Genomic DNA, 17,992 nt, shown 5'->3' with positions numbered 1-17,992 from the left:
TGACATCCGGGTGAAGTTGTAATTACTGGAGAAGGACGCTCTGTCGAAGCGCTGTTTCATTGTAACCGTCCTGCCAACACACCTTCATGATCTCAGCGCTTGGGGTGATGGTGTCCACCTAATGTGTGATCTGACCCCGAAGGTTGGGCATCGCTTTCGGGGGGCAAATCAATTTAGTTGGACACCATGTCCGGGCTTTACCGACGCTTACATTTAAGCGAGTGCCAGCTGAATGACCTTGTAAATCACCATGACCATTGCCACCACCAGATAGCCGCGCAGCACGCCCATCCAGATACGGTTACGTTGCGACAGTACCATCGGCTTCAGTTGTGCCAGTGGAGGCATCCGCCAGGCGTGCATCATTTGTTGGGTGAAGGTAACGGTGTTCTCAGGCAGCGCCCCGTTGTCGACTTCTTTGCGAGCGTGCAGCACATTTACCGCAATGGCGATGACGAGTCCCACCAAGCCGCCACCGATGAGGATGTTGGTGATGGTTTCACCGGACATATCCGGGAAGGCCACCGCAGCTGTCAAGACGATCGACAGCAGTACGAGTACCGCGACAATGACCGCAGTAATGAGGTTGGTGAAGCGCTTGTTCGTCCATGGGCCCAGCACTTCCTTGTCGTTGCACAGCAGCAACAGGAACACGGTGGCGCTTGGCAGCAGTACACCCGCCAGCGTCTGTACTGCGTTGGTCAGCAGACCGAGCGGCACACCCGGAATCAACACCAGCGCCGCAGCGAGGGCGATCAAGCCGCAGTACATCAGGTAAAAGCCCTTGGCATCGCTTGGTTTACGATGCAGCGAGTGTTTCAGGTTCAGTACATCGCCCAGTGCGTAGGCGGTCGACAGCGACACCGCCATTGCACCGATGATGCTGGCGTCGATCAATGCGATGGCAAACAATACGCCCGGCAGGCGCCCGTGATATTTGGCGATACCTGTGGCGATGGCGCCGGCATCGGTGAACTGGCCGAACTCAGGGTGACCGACAAACACTTGCGCGGTGAAGGCGATCATGGCCACTGCACCAATCACCACCATCGCAATGCCCAGCCATAGATCGGCGCGTTCGTACTTGATGAAGCGCGGGGTGATACGTTTGTCGATCACGTAGCTTTGCTGGAAGAACAGCTGCCATGGTGCGACGGTGGTACCCACGATGCCGATGATCAGCAGCAACACCTCCGACAATTTGCCATCAGTCGGCAGTTGCGGGATGAAAAAATCGTGAGCGACTTGTGCCATCGGTGGATGGATCATCACGAAAATGGGTACCAAGAGCAGGCTGCCAATCACCAGGATCAATGCGAAGCGTTCGAAGCGCCGGAAGTCGCCGGTACAGGCTGCGAGCATGATGAACACCGCTGCCACGCACACACCGGCCACCTTGGGCACACCGAGAAACTCCATCCCGAGGCTGATGCCGATGAACTCGGTGACGATGGTCAGCGCGTTGAGGATGAACAGGTCGATCGCACTAAACGCACCCCAGAACTTGCCGAAGCGTTCGATGATCAGCCGGGCGTGGCCGACACCCGTCACAGCACCCAGACGCAGCACCATTTCCTGGTTGACATACAGCACCGGGATCAACAGTGCCATGGTCCACAGCAGCATGGTTCCGTAGTTCTGGCCGGCCTGGCCGTAGGTGCTGAATGCGCCGGCGTCATTATCGCCGACCATCACGATCAACCCGGGGCCGAGGATGGCCATCAGTGTTTTGAAGCGTTGCCACCAACTATTGCGCGGGGCGATGTCGTCATGACGGATGGTGCCGAATGCTCCTCGGATGTCTCCGACGTGGGCACTGTCAAGAACAGCAATTTCAATCTTCAAGTTGGACATAACGAAATCTCTCCAAAGCGTAACGCTGGATGCCGCTTTCGATTCCCGCCGGACAGGTGCGCAGGTGCTTTCCCTCTGCAAACCAAAGCCTAAAGCTGGATCAGAGTGGAAAATCAGCCATCCTGGCGCTGAGGGGCGCGAAATAAACGGGCACTAAACCGTCGACCAAAAGTGGTCAGGGTCGTGAAGAGGTCACGCGGAGAGAAATGCGGGGGGAAGTACAGGGAGGAGATCAGCCAGTGATGGTTGTACTGCTACCCGCTAGACGCCGCCCTTTCAATCAGAGTGACCGGACTACTACTACTACTACTACTACTACTACTACTACTGGGGTCCATAAGAGGTCTCTCCTTCATGTTTTTCGTGGAGGCACAGCTTCAAATATTGAGATGGCCTTGGATTATTTTCGGGTGGCATGACGCCCTCCTTTACGTACCCGGTGGTACGAACACGTTAAAACAATCGCTGCTGCACAAACGGAGGCAGACGATGGGTGCACAAACCTGCGATCGTAGCGAGCGCAAGACGCAAGCGACGATCAGGGCGAGTACAGAAAAATCTGCTCGCTCAGGCTTGATGTTTTAGTTACGCGAAGGAGTTTGATACTGATGCGCGCAACGCCTGCACTTGGCAAGACGTTGGCTAAGGGAATCTAGCTGAGGTCGTGCCAAGCTTGTGCGGAGAATTTCTCCGAGTGACGACAATGACTGTCCAATACAATACGACCTCAATTGTTACAATATGTGAATTCTAAGCGTGCCGCGTTACGAAAGTCAACGCAGCTCAGCTCATTCCGCCGCCAGCCGGCTATCTGATGGCCGGCAGGTGCAGTTGTCCACGGCGCCGTGCCGGATGAAAATTCCGCCAATGGGCGTCTTGCGGGGCGGCCAGCAGTTCTCGATCACCCGGGTATCGCCCCAAGCTCTGAGTCGGACTGACTCAGAGGACCATAGACAGCCTCAAGGCGAAGAACTTTATTCTCGCACCGACAGTTGTTGCCGGTGATATGTCCTATCAGCAATCCTTCGATGACCTCCAGTTCGGTGCCAATCAGCTTGATGCCGAGGCCATCGGCGAAAGGTTGCAACACCAAGGTTGGAAAAGCAGAACAGAGCGTTACTACCGCCCCGGACTCGACTTCGGTCGCGACTGATCGTAAACCTGCTTATCGCATCAGCCTAGTCCAAAACACCCTCCTGGAATCCTCAGCTTTCTGCTTGACCCATTCCTTTCCCCCTTCAGGAATGTGCTGATCAGATGAGCCTTGAGTTCATCACGGTTGAGCCGACGTGTGAGGAATCGCAGGCTAGGCACCGCCAGTCTTGCATTCTCCGGCTGAACTCTCGCCTCCCAAAAGCAAACCTCAGGAATGGAAAAAGCTGTTGTGCCTGGTCAGGTGCCCAAAGTCAAAGACCGACAGCACCTTGACTCCCGGCCGATCGGATTCGAGTATCCGCTGGCTCACCGGCTGGCCTCGACCATGTGAAACGGTTTTTCACAGCCCTCAGACTGGGGTTCATGCGCAGGATTCAGACAGGAGGCGGTCACCAGATTTAGATTCTCTAACATTACAGGTCAGTCTGAGCAGCACGGAGAGAGAACCAGCGTCCACTTGAGTTTCCGGATTGCGAACGGTGGATAGCGCTTGAACGCGCACGGTTCACATGTGCGGCGCGCGCTTTCTGTTATATCGATGAATGCATCACCCGGATCTTGGGGCGTTAGGATGACGGGGTCGGTTCCATCCTCCTGAACTCCGCGAGCTGACTGGATAGCACTGCTTTTTCTTGCAGGAGTAGCTGCTTTTCTGTGGCCAGCTCAGTCAATTGCGTTTCGGCCTGAGTTAAACGTTCCGCCACAAAGCTCCGTTCTCTCTCGATCACGGCCAGGCGCGTCAGTGTCTCGACCAAACACTGCTCGCCCTGGGCATGGTGCTGTTGCAGAGTCATATGGCCCTGTTTCAGTTCGGTGAGTTGATATGTCAGGTGCTCCTGCGCACTGCGGCTCTGAGTGAGCGCCTCCTCGGCCGTGAGCAGGGCGTCCTTGAGCAGATCATTGTCCTGCGCCCGGCGTTGTTCCTGTGCCTGCAGCTCACCCAGGCGGGTTTGCTGCGCGAGCCGGAGCTGGCGGAGTTCTGTCAGCTCCTGTTCCAGGCGATGGTGGCGTTGTTCAGCGCTCTGGCGCTCGTCGGCGCGTTGTTGCGCGACCGATGCCTGGTAGTGCTCGAACTGCACCCGCGAGTGTTGCAATTGCTGGGTCAGCGAGGCGACTTCGGCGGCGCGGTCAGCCAGGCGCTGTTCGAGCCCGAGCTTTTCACTGCCTAGACCGGCCAAGACGATCTCCTGACGCTGCACGGTGTCAGCCAGCTCTTGGCTGCGGGTAGTGGCTGCGGCCAGTGCATGGGTCTGCTGCTTCTGAACGTTGAGTGACGCGTCGCGCTCGACAAACGCTTGCTGCAACTGCTCCTGCAACGCGGCGGTCTCTGACTGGTGAGCCTCTACGGCCTGCTGGAGTTGAATGGCCGCCTCCGCCTGAACTTTTTCGTACAGTCCCTTCAGCGCCAGGACGAGCTCCGCGGGCAACCCCAGTTCGGCCTGCGCCAGCGTGCCGGGATGCGCGGCTTTCCAACGTTTTAACAACGGGGCAATCGTGCTTTTGCTGCCCGTCTCGCCTAGGGCGGCGCGGATGCTGTCAATCGTCGGATTGCGGCCGTCTGCGACGAGCTGGGCCGCCGCATGGGCGACATGCACATAAAGGACGCCGGAACGGGCCATGAACGAACACCTCAGATTTTTTCGTACCGTATTATGGGAAACGTAATACATCGATTTAAGTAAAGAATAGTTAAGCTCGTCGAGAGCGCCAATTAACCCACGATAAGCTTGGTTATCGTGAGTTAGGTGCACAGGTTTGGCATGCGCTTCTATAATCCGCAGTACACACGGCCTAAACAGGCGTTTTGGGATGACAGCCAGCCATCACGACGAAAATCTCCCCGCCAGGTGGCTCGACACACCCGCGGTGCCCCCGCGTACCCCCGGTACGCTGGCCACGCCCGCGCAGTTGGCCGAGCAACACCAACGTTTTCTGGCGGCGGCCACCGCCGACAACACCCGGCGCACCTACCGCTCGGCCATTCGCCACTTTCTCGCCTGGGGCGGCGTGCTGCCGTGCGATGAAGCCGCGCTGATTCGCTACCTGCTGGCCTTCGCGGAAGTGCTGAACCCACGCACTTTGGCCCTGCGCCTGACCGCGCTGTCGCAATGGCATCGCTATCAGGGCTTTCCCGACCCAGGCGCCAGCGCCACCGTACGCAAAACCTTGCGTGGGATTGAGCGAGTGCACGGACGCCCTCGACAAAAAGCCAAGGCCCTGCTGCTGGAGGATCTAGAACGCATCGTGGCGCACCTGGACACGCTTGAAGGGCTCACCGCGCTTCGTGACAGCGCATTGTTACAAGTGGGGTACTTCGGGGCGTTCCGACGCAGCGAGCTAGTCATGTTGGAAGTGCAATATTTACAGTGGGAGCGGGAAGGACTGCGGATCACACTGCCTCGCTCCAAGACCGATCAGGAGGGCGAGGGACTGGACAAAGCGATCCCGTTCGGCGACAGCATATGCTGCCCAGCGAAGGCACTACGGGGCTGGTTGGATACGGCGCAGATCGAGCAAGGTCCACTGTTCCGGCGCATCAGTCGCTGGGGAGTACTCGGCGAGGTTGGACTGCACGAAGGTAGCGTTAATGCCATCCTGTCGGCACGTGCCGAAGCAGCAGGGCTGTCGTATGTGCCCGAGATGAGCAGCCATAGTCTACGCCGTGGACTGGCCACAAGCGCCCATCGGGCTGGGGCGGGCTTTCTCGAGATCAAACGTCAGGGTGGCTGGCGGCATGACGGCACCGTACACGGTTATATCGAAGAGGCTAGAGCCTTCGAGGAGAACGCTGCGGGCTCTTTACTGCGGCGCAAGCCATAGCTAGATACGGGATGACAGCCTCTTGGGTATTGGCTTAAGCCACAACGAGAATAAATAAAAAACAACGTAATTACAGTCAGTTACAGAACGAATGTCCTAAATTTCCTTTATCTCGGCACAACCCCTCGATATCTCGCAGCTCAGGAAATTGAGGGGTTGTTGCTCGACCCACTCCCCTCCTATTTTAAACGCGCAATTGAAGACCTGGTGGGCTTACGTGGACGCCTAAAATCCCTGGATAAATTGTCCTATGATCAGCTTGTGCATGTGCTCCATACGCTAGGGTTGGAGGCTGTTTATCCGGTGTTCGACACCACCATGCCCCATAAGACAGGGTTCACCGCACATAACAAGTTTTGCCGACTCACTATGTCTGTGCGGCGACGAGAGACTGGGCGAGGCATCGTCTTCTTCAACCAGAAATCTGAAGAGCAGGCTATAAACGTATTGGTCGCGACCGGGGAATGGACGGTTGCTGAACTCCGTACAGTTCTGAATGAACAAACCCAGTTTTTACACGATCGAATGATCCTGATTTCAGGACGAGATCTGTCAAACGACGAGCGTAACGACCTCGCAAGCTTCTCCAAACGAGAACGACATACGCTATTGCATGTCGACCCGATTTTGCTCACCGTCCTTGCAGGTTTGAACGTCCAGGAAACCTCGCGCCTTAAGACCTTTTTGCAGCTGAGTCTACCGTGGACGTTCTTTAATCCGTACACGGGTAACCAGATGCAGCCGGCGCCCCCTGAGATGCGCTACGGTCGAGAGAACGACATCAAAATGCTGACAACGATGCGCAATGGCGCAGCGATGATCTTTGGCGGCCGGCAATTGGGTAAGACGACACTACTCAATGAGACACAGCGTCGCTTTCATAATCCTGAGCAACGATCCCACGCCTTCCTGCACCAGATGGATGGCAATCTTGACCGAGCCAACCTGTCGGGTAACGAACTCGATAAGCATCGCGCTTTCGTCTGGAAGACTATTTATAACTATGCCGTGACCAGCAAACTGATTAATGAAACCTATGGGATCGATACAGCCGGTCAGGTTGCGGCTTTGCAGGACTATTTCCGCCGAGAGAACCCGGATGCGTTCATGGTGTGTCTCGACGAAATCGATCCGATCCTTGGTTTGGACGCTGCTAACGGTTTCCGGATCTTCCGCGAACTAAGCGGTCTGGTTAACAATAGTAACGGGCGCTTCAAGGTAGTCATCGCAGGCTTGGAAAACGTACGTCGCTTCGCTGACGCCCCAAACTATCCGCTACATCAGCTCGGGAGCGCGATCCAGGTGTCCATTATGACTCCTACCGAAGCTCTTCAGTTAATTCGCGAGCCTTTGGGTCATCTGGGCTACGAGTTCGAAACACCGCTTCTCATGAACCGTATCCTGGTAGAGACCAACCGCCACCCAGGTCTGATTCATATCGTTTGCCATGAACTTATCCAGACCTTGAGTGCTCGCCATCAAAACAAAGTTGGCAGCCTCGTCATCACAACGGATGACATTGAGCAGATCCGGCGTGACCACAACATTAACCAGCTGATTTGTGATCGGTTCGACATCACGCTCAACCTTGACCTGCGCTACAAGCTGATCGCCTACAGCCTGATCGCGCAGAGCAAACGAACCTTCTCGCCAAGCCGAGCCAAGGCGATTGTCGAAGAGTGGGCTCCCGATATTTTTGAACCAATGACCGTCGCACTGTTTGAAGCATTTCTGGATGAGTTGTGCGGGTTAGGGGTGCTGCAATGCACGCGGCGCAACGAAGGTGGCAAAGAATACTCCCTGCGCAACGCCAACATCATGAACCTGGTCGGCGGCCCGCAGAAAAAAGTCGAGGACAAACTCCTCGAAGCCATTGATGCGATTAACGAAAATGATCCACTTTCCGCACACGCCTTCCCTGAAAAAGCGGTTCGCCCGTCACCTCTCACCTTACGGGACGAAAAGCTCCTCATCAGCGAAGAAAAAAACGAAAAAACTCAAGAAAGCACGGTAGAGGCTAGATCGTCCAACTACTCGGTCGGTGTCATCACCGGGTCAGAGGCACTCGGTTTGAATCCCCTCTGGATGGTGGAGTCTCTTCTTGCGATCGGAGAAGAAGAACCGGTTCTCAACGGCAATCCATTTGGTCGCTATCAATCCGCTCACAAAAAAGACACAGACCTTGGCTCGGCGGGCGACTTCAAAAAGCTTCTCAACGAAAGCGTTCTGGGTGTCCAAGCACTTAAAAAACATATCATGCTGTTCGTGGAACTGACCGGTGATCAACCTATTAGCAAAACGCTGGACTTGCTTGATATCGCCCACGAAGCACGACTTAACATCAACGCTAAGCGCAACCGCGTGCGGGTCATCTTCCTCATGACACCGAAGGCGCTGTGGCAGTGGGAAAGTCATACCGAGCTTACGGCAGGACGTGAATCCATGCAGCCGTTCGTGGCGCTGGACGTTTGGAAAACAACCGCACTCGCTCATCTCCTCAACAAGCTGGAACTGGAGAACACCTCAACGTCCGTCACCACCCTCGAAAAATTCAGTCAGGGCTGGTACTTCTCGTTGGATAGGCTGTTTGAGGCCAAAAAGAAAAAGCCTGACGTAGTGCGCGTCAGCGCCTTCGGGCAAAACTACCAGTCGCTACTGCAAGCGAAGCCGAAGAGCATGGATGAATTTCTCGTCAAGGCCGGCGTTTCCGCTGTTCCTTGGGCGACATCTGTGCTGAGCGCGGTATGCGAAGAGGAAAAGTTTGATGAAGACGACATCGCACTTCAGCTCATGGACGTCTACCCCGATGTGAATCCGCAAGACGCGCTTCGCTGGTTGTCTCGTCTGCGGTTGATCGCACCCGTGAAGAGCAAGAAAAACTTCTACAAAGTACCGGAAAGCATCAAGGCGGCGCTGCTGTCTAAATCTACCCAAGAAGCCAAGGCCTAATCATGGCCATGGAAATCGCAGTCCCTGCCCAGTGGCTTACGCAAATGCGGGAGTCTTGGGGCGCTGTACCCGCTGGCGACTTGCTGAACCCCTCCTCCACCGCGTGGGGCACCTTAGGCTTGTTGCCATCCGACTCTGCGGAAGCAGCAAGCTTCGCCGTGGCCGGGCGCGCGCTGAAGTATGGGCAATCGATCGCCATCGCATTGCCCGTATTGAGTGGCGAAGGCATTACACGGCTAATGGTGTATTTGCATCGCATTCGGATGGATGCGCTTCAAGGCGGGATTCGGGCTCCATGGCTCAATCCCGGAAACGTGGAACAGTATCCAGACATAGTATTTATATCTAGGCCTCGTCTTGGGGCCCAAGATCTTTCACGAGTTGCTGCCTTGCATACTCGCGTTCTTCGCCCCGCAAACCTAAAGGAACACAAAACCTCGCACACATCTCAGACGTTGGTGGTGGATGGATCCGCTGATCTGATGGAGCTCACTGACCTTATCAGTCGAGGCTCTCGCCCTTTTGTCATCGTGGTCGATGGTACGCGCGGCGGTAATGACAACGCTTGGGCGGTAGACAGTGCGCTTGACGAGTGTTTCCCACAGACTCCCCGAATAGTATTGCTATCCTTGGGCGACAGCGACGCAATCGCCAAAATGCGAACGAATCGAACTCGCACCCATCTGTGGATCATGCGTCTTTCAGATAAGGCATCGCTAGACTCCGTGACGCCTCCCCAGCTGGATTTCCAGCAGGCGTCCATCAGCGACGACATCGCAAATGCAGCTCTCGCAGATATCGCTACCCGTTTTTTCCAGCTGCGACGCGAACTTGAACGCTCCAAAGATCCTGCCCTCAAAGATCGGCTGGCCATTATCGGAAAGCTGTTTCGCGGACTAAACGAGCTGATTGTCCCTCTGGCGCGCCTTGAAGCAGTCCTTCAGGCAGCGACGCGCCCTGGCCTGTTTCCTGTGCGATCGCTGTATCGCTGGCTGGAAATGGCGGAGAAAGGAACATGTCACTATGGCGAGACCGAAATGGCATCGCGCTATTTGATCAGGCAAATTTCTGAGTTACATGGCTTGCTGATGCAATCCGTCTCAGGCAAGGCCGGGTGGCTAAAGCAGCACCTCATCAGAGCCCGGGCTGGCAAGGTGAAAACGCTCGTCTTATGTGGCAGCCCACACGAGGCTTTGGCCTTAGGCAATTGGCTGGATGACATACTCGATGCTGAGTGGATCGAAATAATACAGCTAACGGCTATGGATGGTGTGAAAGCTTATCGGCAATACCACGGCATGCTCGATGAAGTCATCATTACCGGCATGCTGTGGCCGACGCGGCAACACTGGGTCGCTATCCCGTGCAAAAAAATGATAATACCCGTGTATGCCTATGAGGCAGACCAGATAGTGCGCGTGCTGCAGCGCTGGTGGTTGGAACATGGTACGGCTAGCGCAGACCGAGGCGACAAGTTAAGACATTGGCAGCTAGATTGGGGTGGCATTCGCTGCAAGGACGGTGAAACAATGCCCCAATCTCTGGCACTCACCGTTGTCACTGAATCTGATCACAGCGAATATCCGCCACGCAAACATCACGCGGTAATCCCGCTCGAAATGGAAATGGATAACTGGCTGGAGCTGTTACTGGAGCAGCCGGCTGAGCCCGTGACTGAAGTCCAGGATGGTGATGTTTTAAGCCCGGAGCTTGTCTGGATTACGATTGATGAATCGCCTACCCCCCTGCCGTGGAGTAAGACACGCCCAGTGTTGGTTCTCCAAAACGAGGACATTCACCCTACTCCGGCGGAACAACTGGAGGCCGGTGATCAGATCATCCTGCTCAAGTACACCAATGAGCGCTTGGCAACTCAGGAAAAACTCTTCGAGATGGTGGCCCTTTCGGAAGGCATGCAGCAAATGATTCGGGCGGCCGATCGATGGAAATTAATGGTCGACGCCGTCTCAGCCCGTTTCAAGCCATCTCAGGTGCAAGTTCACTTGAAGAAGGAAAATGTAAGCGTCAGCGATGCAACTGTTTCGAACTGGTACAGGCATAACGTGTATGGCCCACGAGATCGTACCGCTGTGCTGGTATTTGCGCGTCTTGCAGGCGTCAAGCAGCCGGAAAATGCTGCAGTCTACGTTTCAAATGCTATCGAGCAAGTACGTTGCGCTCATCAGCAGGTGGGTAAACAGCTTAGAAAAGCCCTCCTTGATCGAAGCAAGGGTGCCACTACCATCACCATCGGCACCCTCACATTAGATGGGCATGCGTTTGATGACATGATTGAAATTGCCACCGTGAGATCAATCCGGCTGCCGGTTACTCAGGCTGTCGCCGTAAAGGATGAAGGTCTGTCGGATGTAGTGAACAGCATCCTGGCGATGCACCCGGAACGCATCCATTTGACGATCCCAGCCCTGAAATCGATGCGTGATTCGGTCTATCGTGATACCGCCAAGTTTCGGGCATGTCTATTGCTCATGGCCACCAAGCTTTACGAGCACTATCGGAATAAAACCGAGCGTCTTCACGACGTCCTCGAAAACTTCACACAGGAAAGCATCGACTTTCAACCCAAGATGTCCACCGTGACGATGGGGCAGCACTCCGACAACCGAAAATATAAAGGCAAGCCAGCCGATATCAACAGGCACTTTTGTCTGGGCAACGCACGCGATCCTTCACGCACGTTACGCATCCATTTCGACTGGGATGAGGACGATCAGCTGCTCGTCATTCATCAAGCTGGCAAACACCTGGAAACCACACAGACTTAAGGAAGCTCCATGACGCTCAATTATCGAGAGGAAATGGGACTGACAGCCGCATTTCTCAGTGAGATGCGCCTGCGACTCAGTGACAAGGATGCGGACGTACTGCCTCCTGAAGGCAAATTGTATGACGGCACTGAGCCTAATCGGCTTAGCTTGGTGGGCTGCATTGGCCCCGCACCGGACATTGACTACACCGGGCCGCAGCCCCCTAACTCGGTGGGAATTGTGCTGCTGGTCTCGCCGGACGCTGAAGGGCTAATCCAGTGCGAACTAAGCGGGCAATTTGATCTGGTGCACAGATACATACCGGACATCCGCAGCATGGCGCGAGACGTCATTCTCGACGGTGCAACGCCGCGCAGAAGCCAAACCATTTCGGTAACGTTCAAACGATACACGGTCTGTTTTTCGGAAATCACACTCGCGTTTGATCCAGCTAAGCCAAACGAGTGGATGTCCGCCAAGTCGGTGGTCACCGCTACCCTCAACATAGAGAAAAATCGGTGGTTGGACGACCCCCGAATCATGCGCCGCTGCCGCCTGAACCCCAACGGGGGGGCCAGACTCAGTTTCGAATGGAGTGAAGCTGCGTTAGCTGATCAGCGAGGGCTGAACTACGCCGTATATGAACAAATTATCTCTGACCCCAATGAGATTCTCAGCTATGAGATCAACCTCCGCGGTCGTTTGCGCCCTGCGCCAACTGCCTTTGGGGCGAACATGGAAGGCCGCTTTTTGCTTGAGCTGTTTTTGGAGAACCAGACCACCACCGCAAATGCCCGTGCTTTCGGTATCGAGTTTCCATACCTCCTCGATGCTCGCCTGGTGGCACAGCTGGCTGCCGGGACAAGCCACAAAGTTCCTCACCGCCTGCAGCCCGAGGACTATCGGTACAGGGATGATGACGGTCTGCCGGGTTATGGGGTCAGTTGCGGTGTTATTCAGCTCGACGACAATAAGTTCATGACCGATGGCATGCCCACTTCAGCCCAGGCCCGGGTTGACGCACCCCGGCCAGGCGATGTGGGCATGACGCACGCTCCTGATTATAAACGACTCGCGCACGACCCTTTGGTCGTCTGTGAAAGTTTCCTCAACGCCCAGGAACAATACTTGGGGCTGTGGGCCTCTAGAATTCATTCTCTGGAGTCAGCAGGGCTCATGGCAGATCGTGATATAGCCATTGCAGACCGGGACTCCTTCCAATTTGAAATCAGCAGGATCCGAGACGGTGTAGACCTGTTGCGAGAGCATGACGATCTGCGCCAGTGCTTCCAGTGGATGAACGAGGCCATGGCCCGGGCCATCAAAATGCAGGGTAAGAAGTTTGCCGGCTGGCATCTGTTTCAGCTCGGCTTCATCCTGACCCAAATACGCTCGATCTACGAACGCCATGCTCCTGTAACAGAACTTCGGGGCAGCATGGAAACCGCAGACGTTCTATGGTTTGCCACCGGCGGCGGTAAGACAGAGGCGTACTTGGGCATCATCAGCATGGCGATGCTATTCGCACGGATGAGAGGCCGGGATCACGGTACCACCGCATGGATACGGTTCCCTTTACGCATGTTGTCGGTGCAACAATTCCAACGACTTTCCTTCGTGCTAGCCCAAACCAATAAGATCCGCCAGCGTGAAAACCTCGGCGGCTGGCCGCTGACGATTGGCTACTACACCGGTGACGGAACGCCCAGTCGCATTAGCAGCACATTTGGGGACGACGTACAAAAAGGCTTTTTACCTGCTATTAGCGAAGAACGGCTGAAGGCCTATCAATTCATCAGTGACTGTCCCTACTGCGGTTCATCGGGCTCTGTAAGCATCGAGAAAGATCTGGTTCGCGCACGCATCAAGCATGTGTGTACCAACGAGGGATGTTGGTCAAACACCGAAGCGGACGCCGGGATCCACGGCGAGGGGATCAGGGGTGAAATCGGCATCTACGTATCAGATGAAGAATGCTACCGATATCTGCCCTCGGTTCTGGTTGGCACCGTGGATAAGCTCGCGGTGATTGGCCACAACAAAAGGTTCGCGAATTATTTCGGCGGCGCGCGCTATTTTTGTCCCGAGCATGGATTTACGCAGGCATCCAAATGCGAGCATCGTCGGATCGTAAAGAAAAACGACGCTTGGGAAGGTGTCCAGTGCGGCAATAACACCAGGACAAGCGAACTGAAAGTGGTCGCCGTACCGCCAATGAAAGACCCTGGGTTTGCCCTGCTCGTGCAGGACGAATTGCACTTGTTGCGCGAGTCGCTGGGAAATTTCGACGCGCACTATGAAACGCTGTTGAGCACCCTCCAGATCAGCCACCATGGTCGGGCCCCCAAAGTGCTGGCGGCCACGGCTACGATCAAGGATTTCGAAGACCATATCCATCATTTGTACCTGCGAAAGGCGGTAAGATTCCCAGCCCCTGGGGTACATCAGGGTGAGTCTTTCTATGCGCGTAAAGTTCAGGATACTGAAACCGAAGTACCACTGATTCGTCGGTGGTTTGCTGGCATTCTTCCTATTGGCCGAGGAAGAATTGCGATGCAGGCGGTGGCTGAAGTCAGCTCTCGGTTTCTGGATCAGGTGGATCAATGGCGGATCCGCCTCGCCGCCGGCGATCCCTCCCTACTCACGCAGTTGGAACTCACCGCGGCACAAGCTGGTGACGCATTGCGCTACATTGAGAAAAATCTCAACACTGATCTGGTGTATGCGAACAGCAAGCGCAATATCACGGAAATCATGCGCTACATGGAAGAGGTCAACAACAAAACAGGGGTAGAGCGTAACGCCCGCTTGTTAGACGGTGAGACCCGTTTGGACATGATCCTCGATGCCATCCGCCATGTCGAAACGAAAGCCCCGGACGATAACTGCCGGCACATTATTGCCACCAGCGTGGTATCACACAGGGTGGATATCGCTGAACTGAATTTTATGATCATGGCCGGATGGCCAAAATCCACAGCTGAATATATCCAGGCATCTGCACGGAGTGGGCGCGTACATCCGGGAATCGTATTTTGCGTGCTTTCTTCGCACCAACTTTTCGAGTCCGGCGTATTCATGAACTTTGGGGACTACCACACCTTCCTTGATCGCCTCGTCGACTCGGTTCCGATCAACCGGTTTGCACCCAATATCATCGACCGTACACTGCCGGGAATCCTCTCATCAATCATCCTGAACTGGGCACGGCAACAACCGTGGGGATCAGATATCTCAAACTATGTAAGCCCACTGGTCTCTTTATTACGCGGCAGCAGTGGCAAAGCGATCGCTGAGCAAATCAAAACCGTGGTCATCAATTCCCTACGTATCCCCGCATCGCTGCAGGGAAAGTTCGATCAGCGCGTCATATCCGGATTCAATACCGCCCTCAAGGAGCGCGTAGACAATGCGTTTTTTGAACTGGAAAACTGGCCCGGGAGTAAAAATGCTCAAACGATAAGCGAAGCGCTAGGTGACATATTTGGCTATGCGCCCTTCCGTTCGTTTCGCGATATTGAGAACCAGATTTTGATCAAACCGGTCAACAGCGCTGCTGACCAGGTTCTTATGGCCCTAGCCAGGTAAGGATACGAATATGGATAAGGAATATGTGAGCCGCAGCCGTCTCTTCAGAGAGTCCTTTCTCCCTGGTGCCTACACGCGACTACGAAACCAAGCTTATGGCCGTGTGGTTGGAGTGCTTAGCAGTGGTTCCTCGTTGGATGGTGTAGACAAAGAGCAACTGCGTGAAGCCGTGCTCAACTTCGTGAACGACTGGGTTAGATTAGGCGGCGTTGTAGACCCTACTTTCATGACAGCGGCTGAAAAGAAGCGACTTGAAATTCAGTCGCCTTCGGAAATCTCGGTCACTCCCGCGCCGTTGATGCTTACTTGCAAAAAATGCAAGGTCATCGACTTTCACGACTCTTGGTTAACCGAAGACCAGGCGCTCTCTAAGATGGAATCTCGGATCAAGAATCGAGCCGGGCGAAGCTATATATCCTGCAAGCGCGCTGGATGCTCCGGAGAGATGATCCAGATTCCGTATCTGGCAGTACATCGATGCGGCTACGGCAGCCCGATCTACATACATCATTCGGCGCGGCGCAACAGGAATATTGGGTATCGAGATGCTGGCTCGTTCATTCACTCCTCTTTTTTTGACGTCGAAACTAACGACAAGCTGGCAGGTTCGCTTCAAGACAACTGCCCTGCCTGCAACGACCGCTACCAACAAGAAATCAACAAGCGGGGCACCCCGCTCACGAGCGGAGAATCGTTTTACGCCCAAAGCACCCAATACATCGCACTGAGCGAGGATCGAGGCAAGCTCATTGCGAAATTGCTGCAGTGTCTGCATGACGAGCAGCCCGCAGGAACCGGGCCCGCGCAAGACATTGCGCAGGGTGTAGCGCTCGCCCTGCTACGCAAAATCACCGGACGCGAGCTGGAACAAAAACTTTCACAACTGTTGTCCTCCAGTGTTGCAGATGAGGCCGAACAAGAGGCGCTTCGGGCCATTAGAGCCAAAAAATACGAAAGCGTCCTCAGGTTCACCCAACTGGCCAAAGCCGATGAGTTCATGGCCGAGATGCTGAAGTCCACCAATAAAGAAATTGCGGAAATTGACGCCAAGCTTGCTAGCTCATCAGGTTGCTTTAAGGAGGTGCGCTCCCTCGTTCCAGACGAGAGCACGCTGATTGGATTGATGCAGCACCGCCGATCACTTGAGGCCGTTTTCCTTCAGCATGACGTTACCGGCATATCGGTTGAGCAACAAATCGCAGCGACTACTGACCCGTTGGAGCGCGCGGCCCTTAGCGAGCAATGGAGCAGCGTACAAGCGCGTTACGCAATTGAATCGATCTCTCACATTCCGGACTTGCGAGTTGTTTTGGCTACACTTGGGTATACACGTGAAAAAAGCAGCCCATCCGGCACTGAAGGAGTGCCGCCAGTCGTACTCAACGCGTTTGCTGATCGGATAGACGAGGCCATGAGAGGCAAAACGTCGGTGTATGCCATGTCAGCAAAAACTGAAGCGCTCTGGATCCGGCTAGATCCTTGCAGGGTGTTGCGATGGTGTATCGACTCTGCGCACCTGGAAACACCAGGCGATGATGTACTTGTAGACAGGTCTAAGAGCCATGCCTATATCCTGAGCCATTACCCGACGCTGTCGCTGCATCCGGGCATGGTTGCGAAAGCGATCCCTCAGGCCCATCCGGAGAAAGGTGCTCCTTTTCATCTGTTGCACTCAATCAGCCATTCCCTGATGCTCACGGCGCGCCGCCACACGGGGTACGACTCCAAGAGTATTCAGGAATACCTGCTGCCGATGGATTTGTCAGTGATCTTGTACGTCTCATCAGTCCAGAACTATACCGCAGGGGGTCTGCTGACTCTTTTTCAGCATTACCTGAAGCGTTGGTTCGACGATGCCAGTATGTTTGCCTTCAGCTGTGCTTTCGACCCGGTGTGCACGGACATGGGGAGCTCCTGCAGCGGCTGCGTGCAGGTTGAGATCGGATGCGAAACCTTTAATCAAGGGTTGTCCCGTGCATACATTCATGGAGGGCCAGCAAACAGGGAAGCGTCGCTGACGATTCGGAAGGGGTTCTGGAGCGGCTCATAGAGCAAACGCTGGCCTAGGGACGTTGATTGAACTGTCTTCGCTCCTAGGGCGTTAGTTTTTCGCCGGGTGGTGTTGCTTAATTTGCGTCTTTGTTAAAGTATAAGGGCGCAGGTTTACAAATTCACTAGCAAAAGCATCTCCTCGAAGACGTCTGCACCCATGCCTCTCTACTACCGCCCGCCCTGCAGCCGGACAGACCATTGGAATATCAAAGGATTGTTCGGGTATTTTCACTTTGAGCCAAAATTAAGTGAGTGACCATCCGGATTGACAAATACTCAGCATGCCACCTGAGCGGGTACTATATACGATAGGCAGATACCAAAACTTCCGATATCAATACTGATTTTATCCTCCACTCGGATTCTGCAGACTTCAAAAACTCCTTTCTCACTTGTTCTCCCGTCTTTGATGTTTTTCAGCTCTATCTATACCTCGGCATCGCTCTAGCGCATGCGTATTTATGCGGCAGACTAGTGCCTTAGCCACTGAAAATATCAGAGCAGAGAAGCGTACTCCAGCCTGCCCTAAGTTAGCATTGCCAAAAAAACGGTAAGTTCCTGGGTATCCGACTTTCATAACTACCGGTCGCCACCTGTGCGGCACCGATTCAGAAATAACACTTGCACGCTGCGCTGGCGGACGCGTGAAAACGTCCATCACATAGGAGTATGTATCATACCCGTTCAACCTTCCCGATTGGATCAAATTCATAATCGCAGCCGCCCGTTTTCCGCTACGTAGTGAAACAGTAAATAACCAGTATTTACGACCCAGAGCCCACGGCCGACCTTGGTTGTCGGATAGT

Annotated in this window: 7 protein-coding genes and 2 pseudogenes; 5 read left to right on the top strand and 4 right to left on the bottom strand. The window is 54.6% G+C overall.

From position 1 onward, the window contains the following. Positions 1 to 213: 213 nt before the first annotated feature. The 3 genes and pseudogenes from RHM65_RS18585 to RHM65_RS18575 all read right to left on the bottom strand — a co-directional run bounded on the left by RHM65_RS18585 (position 214) and on the right by RHM65_RS18575 (position 4,628). The gene (locus RHM65_RS18585) at positions 214 to 1,854 is read right to left on the bottom strand and encodes an Nramp family divalent metal transporter (protein ID WP_322170239.1); all 1,641 of its coding nucleotides are present in this window, start codon (positions 1,852 to 1,854) and stop codon (positions 214 to 216) included. 807 nt (positions 1,855 to 2,661) lie between these two features. Then, a pseudogene (locus tag RHM65_RS18580) lies at positions 2,662 to 3,319 on the bottom strand (HAD-IB family phosphatase). A gap of 256 nt (positions 3,320 to 3,575) precedes the next feature. Next, positions 3,576 to 4,628 (bottom strand): DNA-binding protein, encoded by a 1,053-nt coding sequence (locus RHM65_RS18575; protein WP_322170242.1) that lies wholly within the window; start codon positions 4,626 to 4,628, stop codon positions 3,576 to 3,578. A gap of 190 nt (positions 4,629 to 4,818) precedes the next feature. Here RHM65_RS18575 and RHM65_RS18570 point away from each other — a divergent pair, with 190 nt between their 5' ends. From RHM65_RS18570 to RHM65_RS18550, 5 genes are all read left to right on the top strand, one after another. Next, positions 4,819 to 5,829 (top strand): site-specific integrase, encoded by a 1,011-nt coding sequence (locus tag RHM65_RS18570; RefSeq protein ID WP_322170245.1) that lies wholly within the window; start codon positions 4,819 to 4,821, stop codon positions 5,827 to 5,829. A 156-nt stretch (positions 5,830 to 5,985) separates the two neighbouring features. Continuing rightward, positions 5,986 to 8,778, top strand: a complete 2,793-nt coding sequence (locus RHM65_RS18565; RefSeq protein ID WP_322183880.1) for a hypothetical protein — start codon at positions 5,986 to 5,988, stop codon at positions 8,776 to 8,778. Between the two features lie 2 nt (positions 8,779 to 8,780). Continuing rightward, positions 8,781 to 11,564 carry a hypothetical protein gene (locus tag RHM65_RS18560; RefSeq protein WP_322170252.1) on the top strand — a complete coding sequence of 928 codons (2,784 nt, stop codon included), beginning with the start codon at positions 8,781 to 8,783 and terminating at the stop codon, positions 11,562 to 11,564. Between the two features lie 9 nt (positions 11,565 to 11,573). Continuing rightward, positions 11,574 to 15,134: a helicase-related protein gene (locus tag RHM65_RS18555; protein WP_322183878.1), complete on the top strand. Its 3,561-nt coding sequence runs from the start codon at positions 11,574 to 11,576 to the stop codon at positions 15,132 to 15,134. A 10-nt stretch (positions 15,135 to 15,144) separates the two neighbouring features. Beyond that, on the top strand, positions 15,145 to 17,184 hold the full coding sequence (locus RHM65_RS18550) for a hypothetical protein (protein ID WP_322170259.1): 2,040 nt from the start codon (positions 15,145 to 15,147) through the stop codon (positions 17,182 to 17,184). Positions 17,185 to 17,775: 591 nt separating this feature from the next. On the opposite strand, the pseudogene RHM65_RS18545 reads toward RHM65_RS18550, so the two are convergent. After that, positions 17,776 to 17,985, bottom strand: a pseudogene (locus RHM65_RS18545) (IS66 family transposase); the annotation flags it as partial. Positions 17,986 to 17,992 lie beyond the last annotated feature (7 nt).

The organism is Pseudomonas sp. CCI4.2 (assembly GCF_034350045.1).
Taxonomy (GTDB): domain Bacteria; phylum Pseudomonadota; class Gammaproteobacteria; order Pseudomonadales; family Pseudomonadaceae; genus Aquipseudomonas.
Note: the sequence above shows the minus strand (reverse complement) of the source record. Positions and strands in the feature narration are given on the sequence as shown.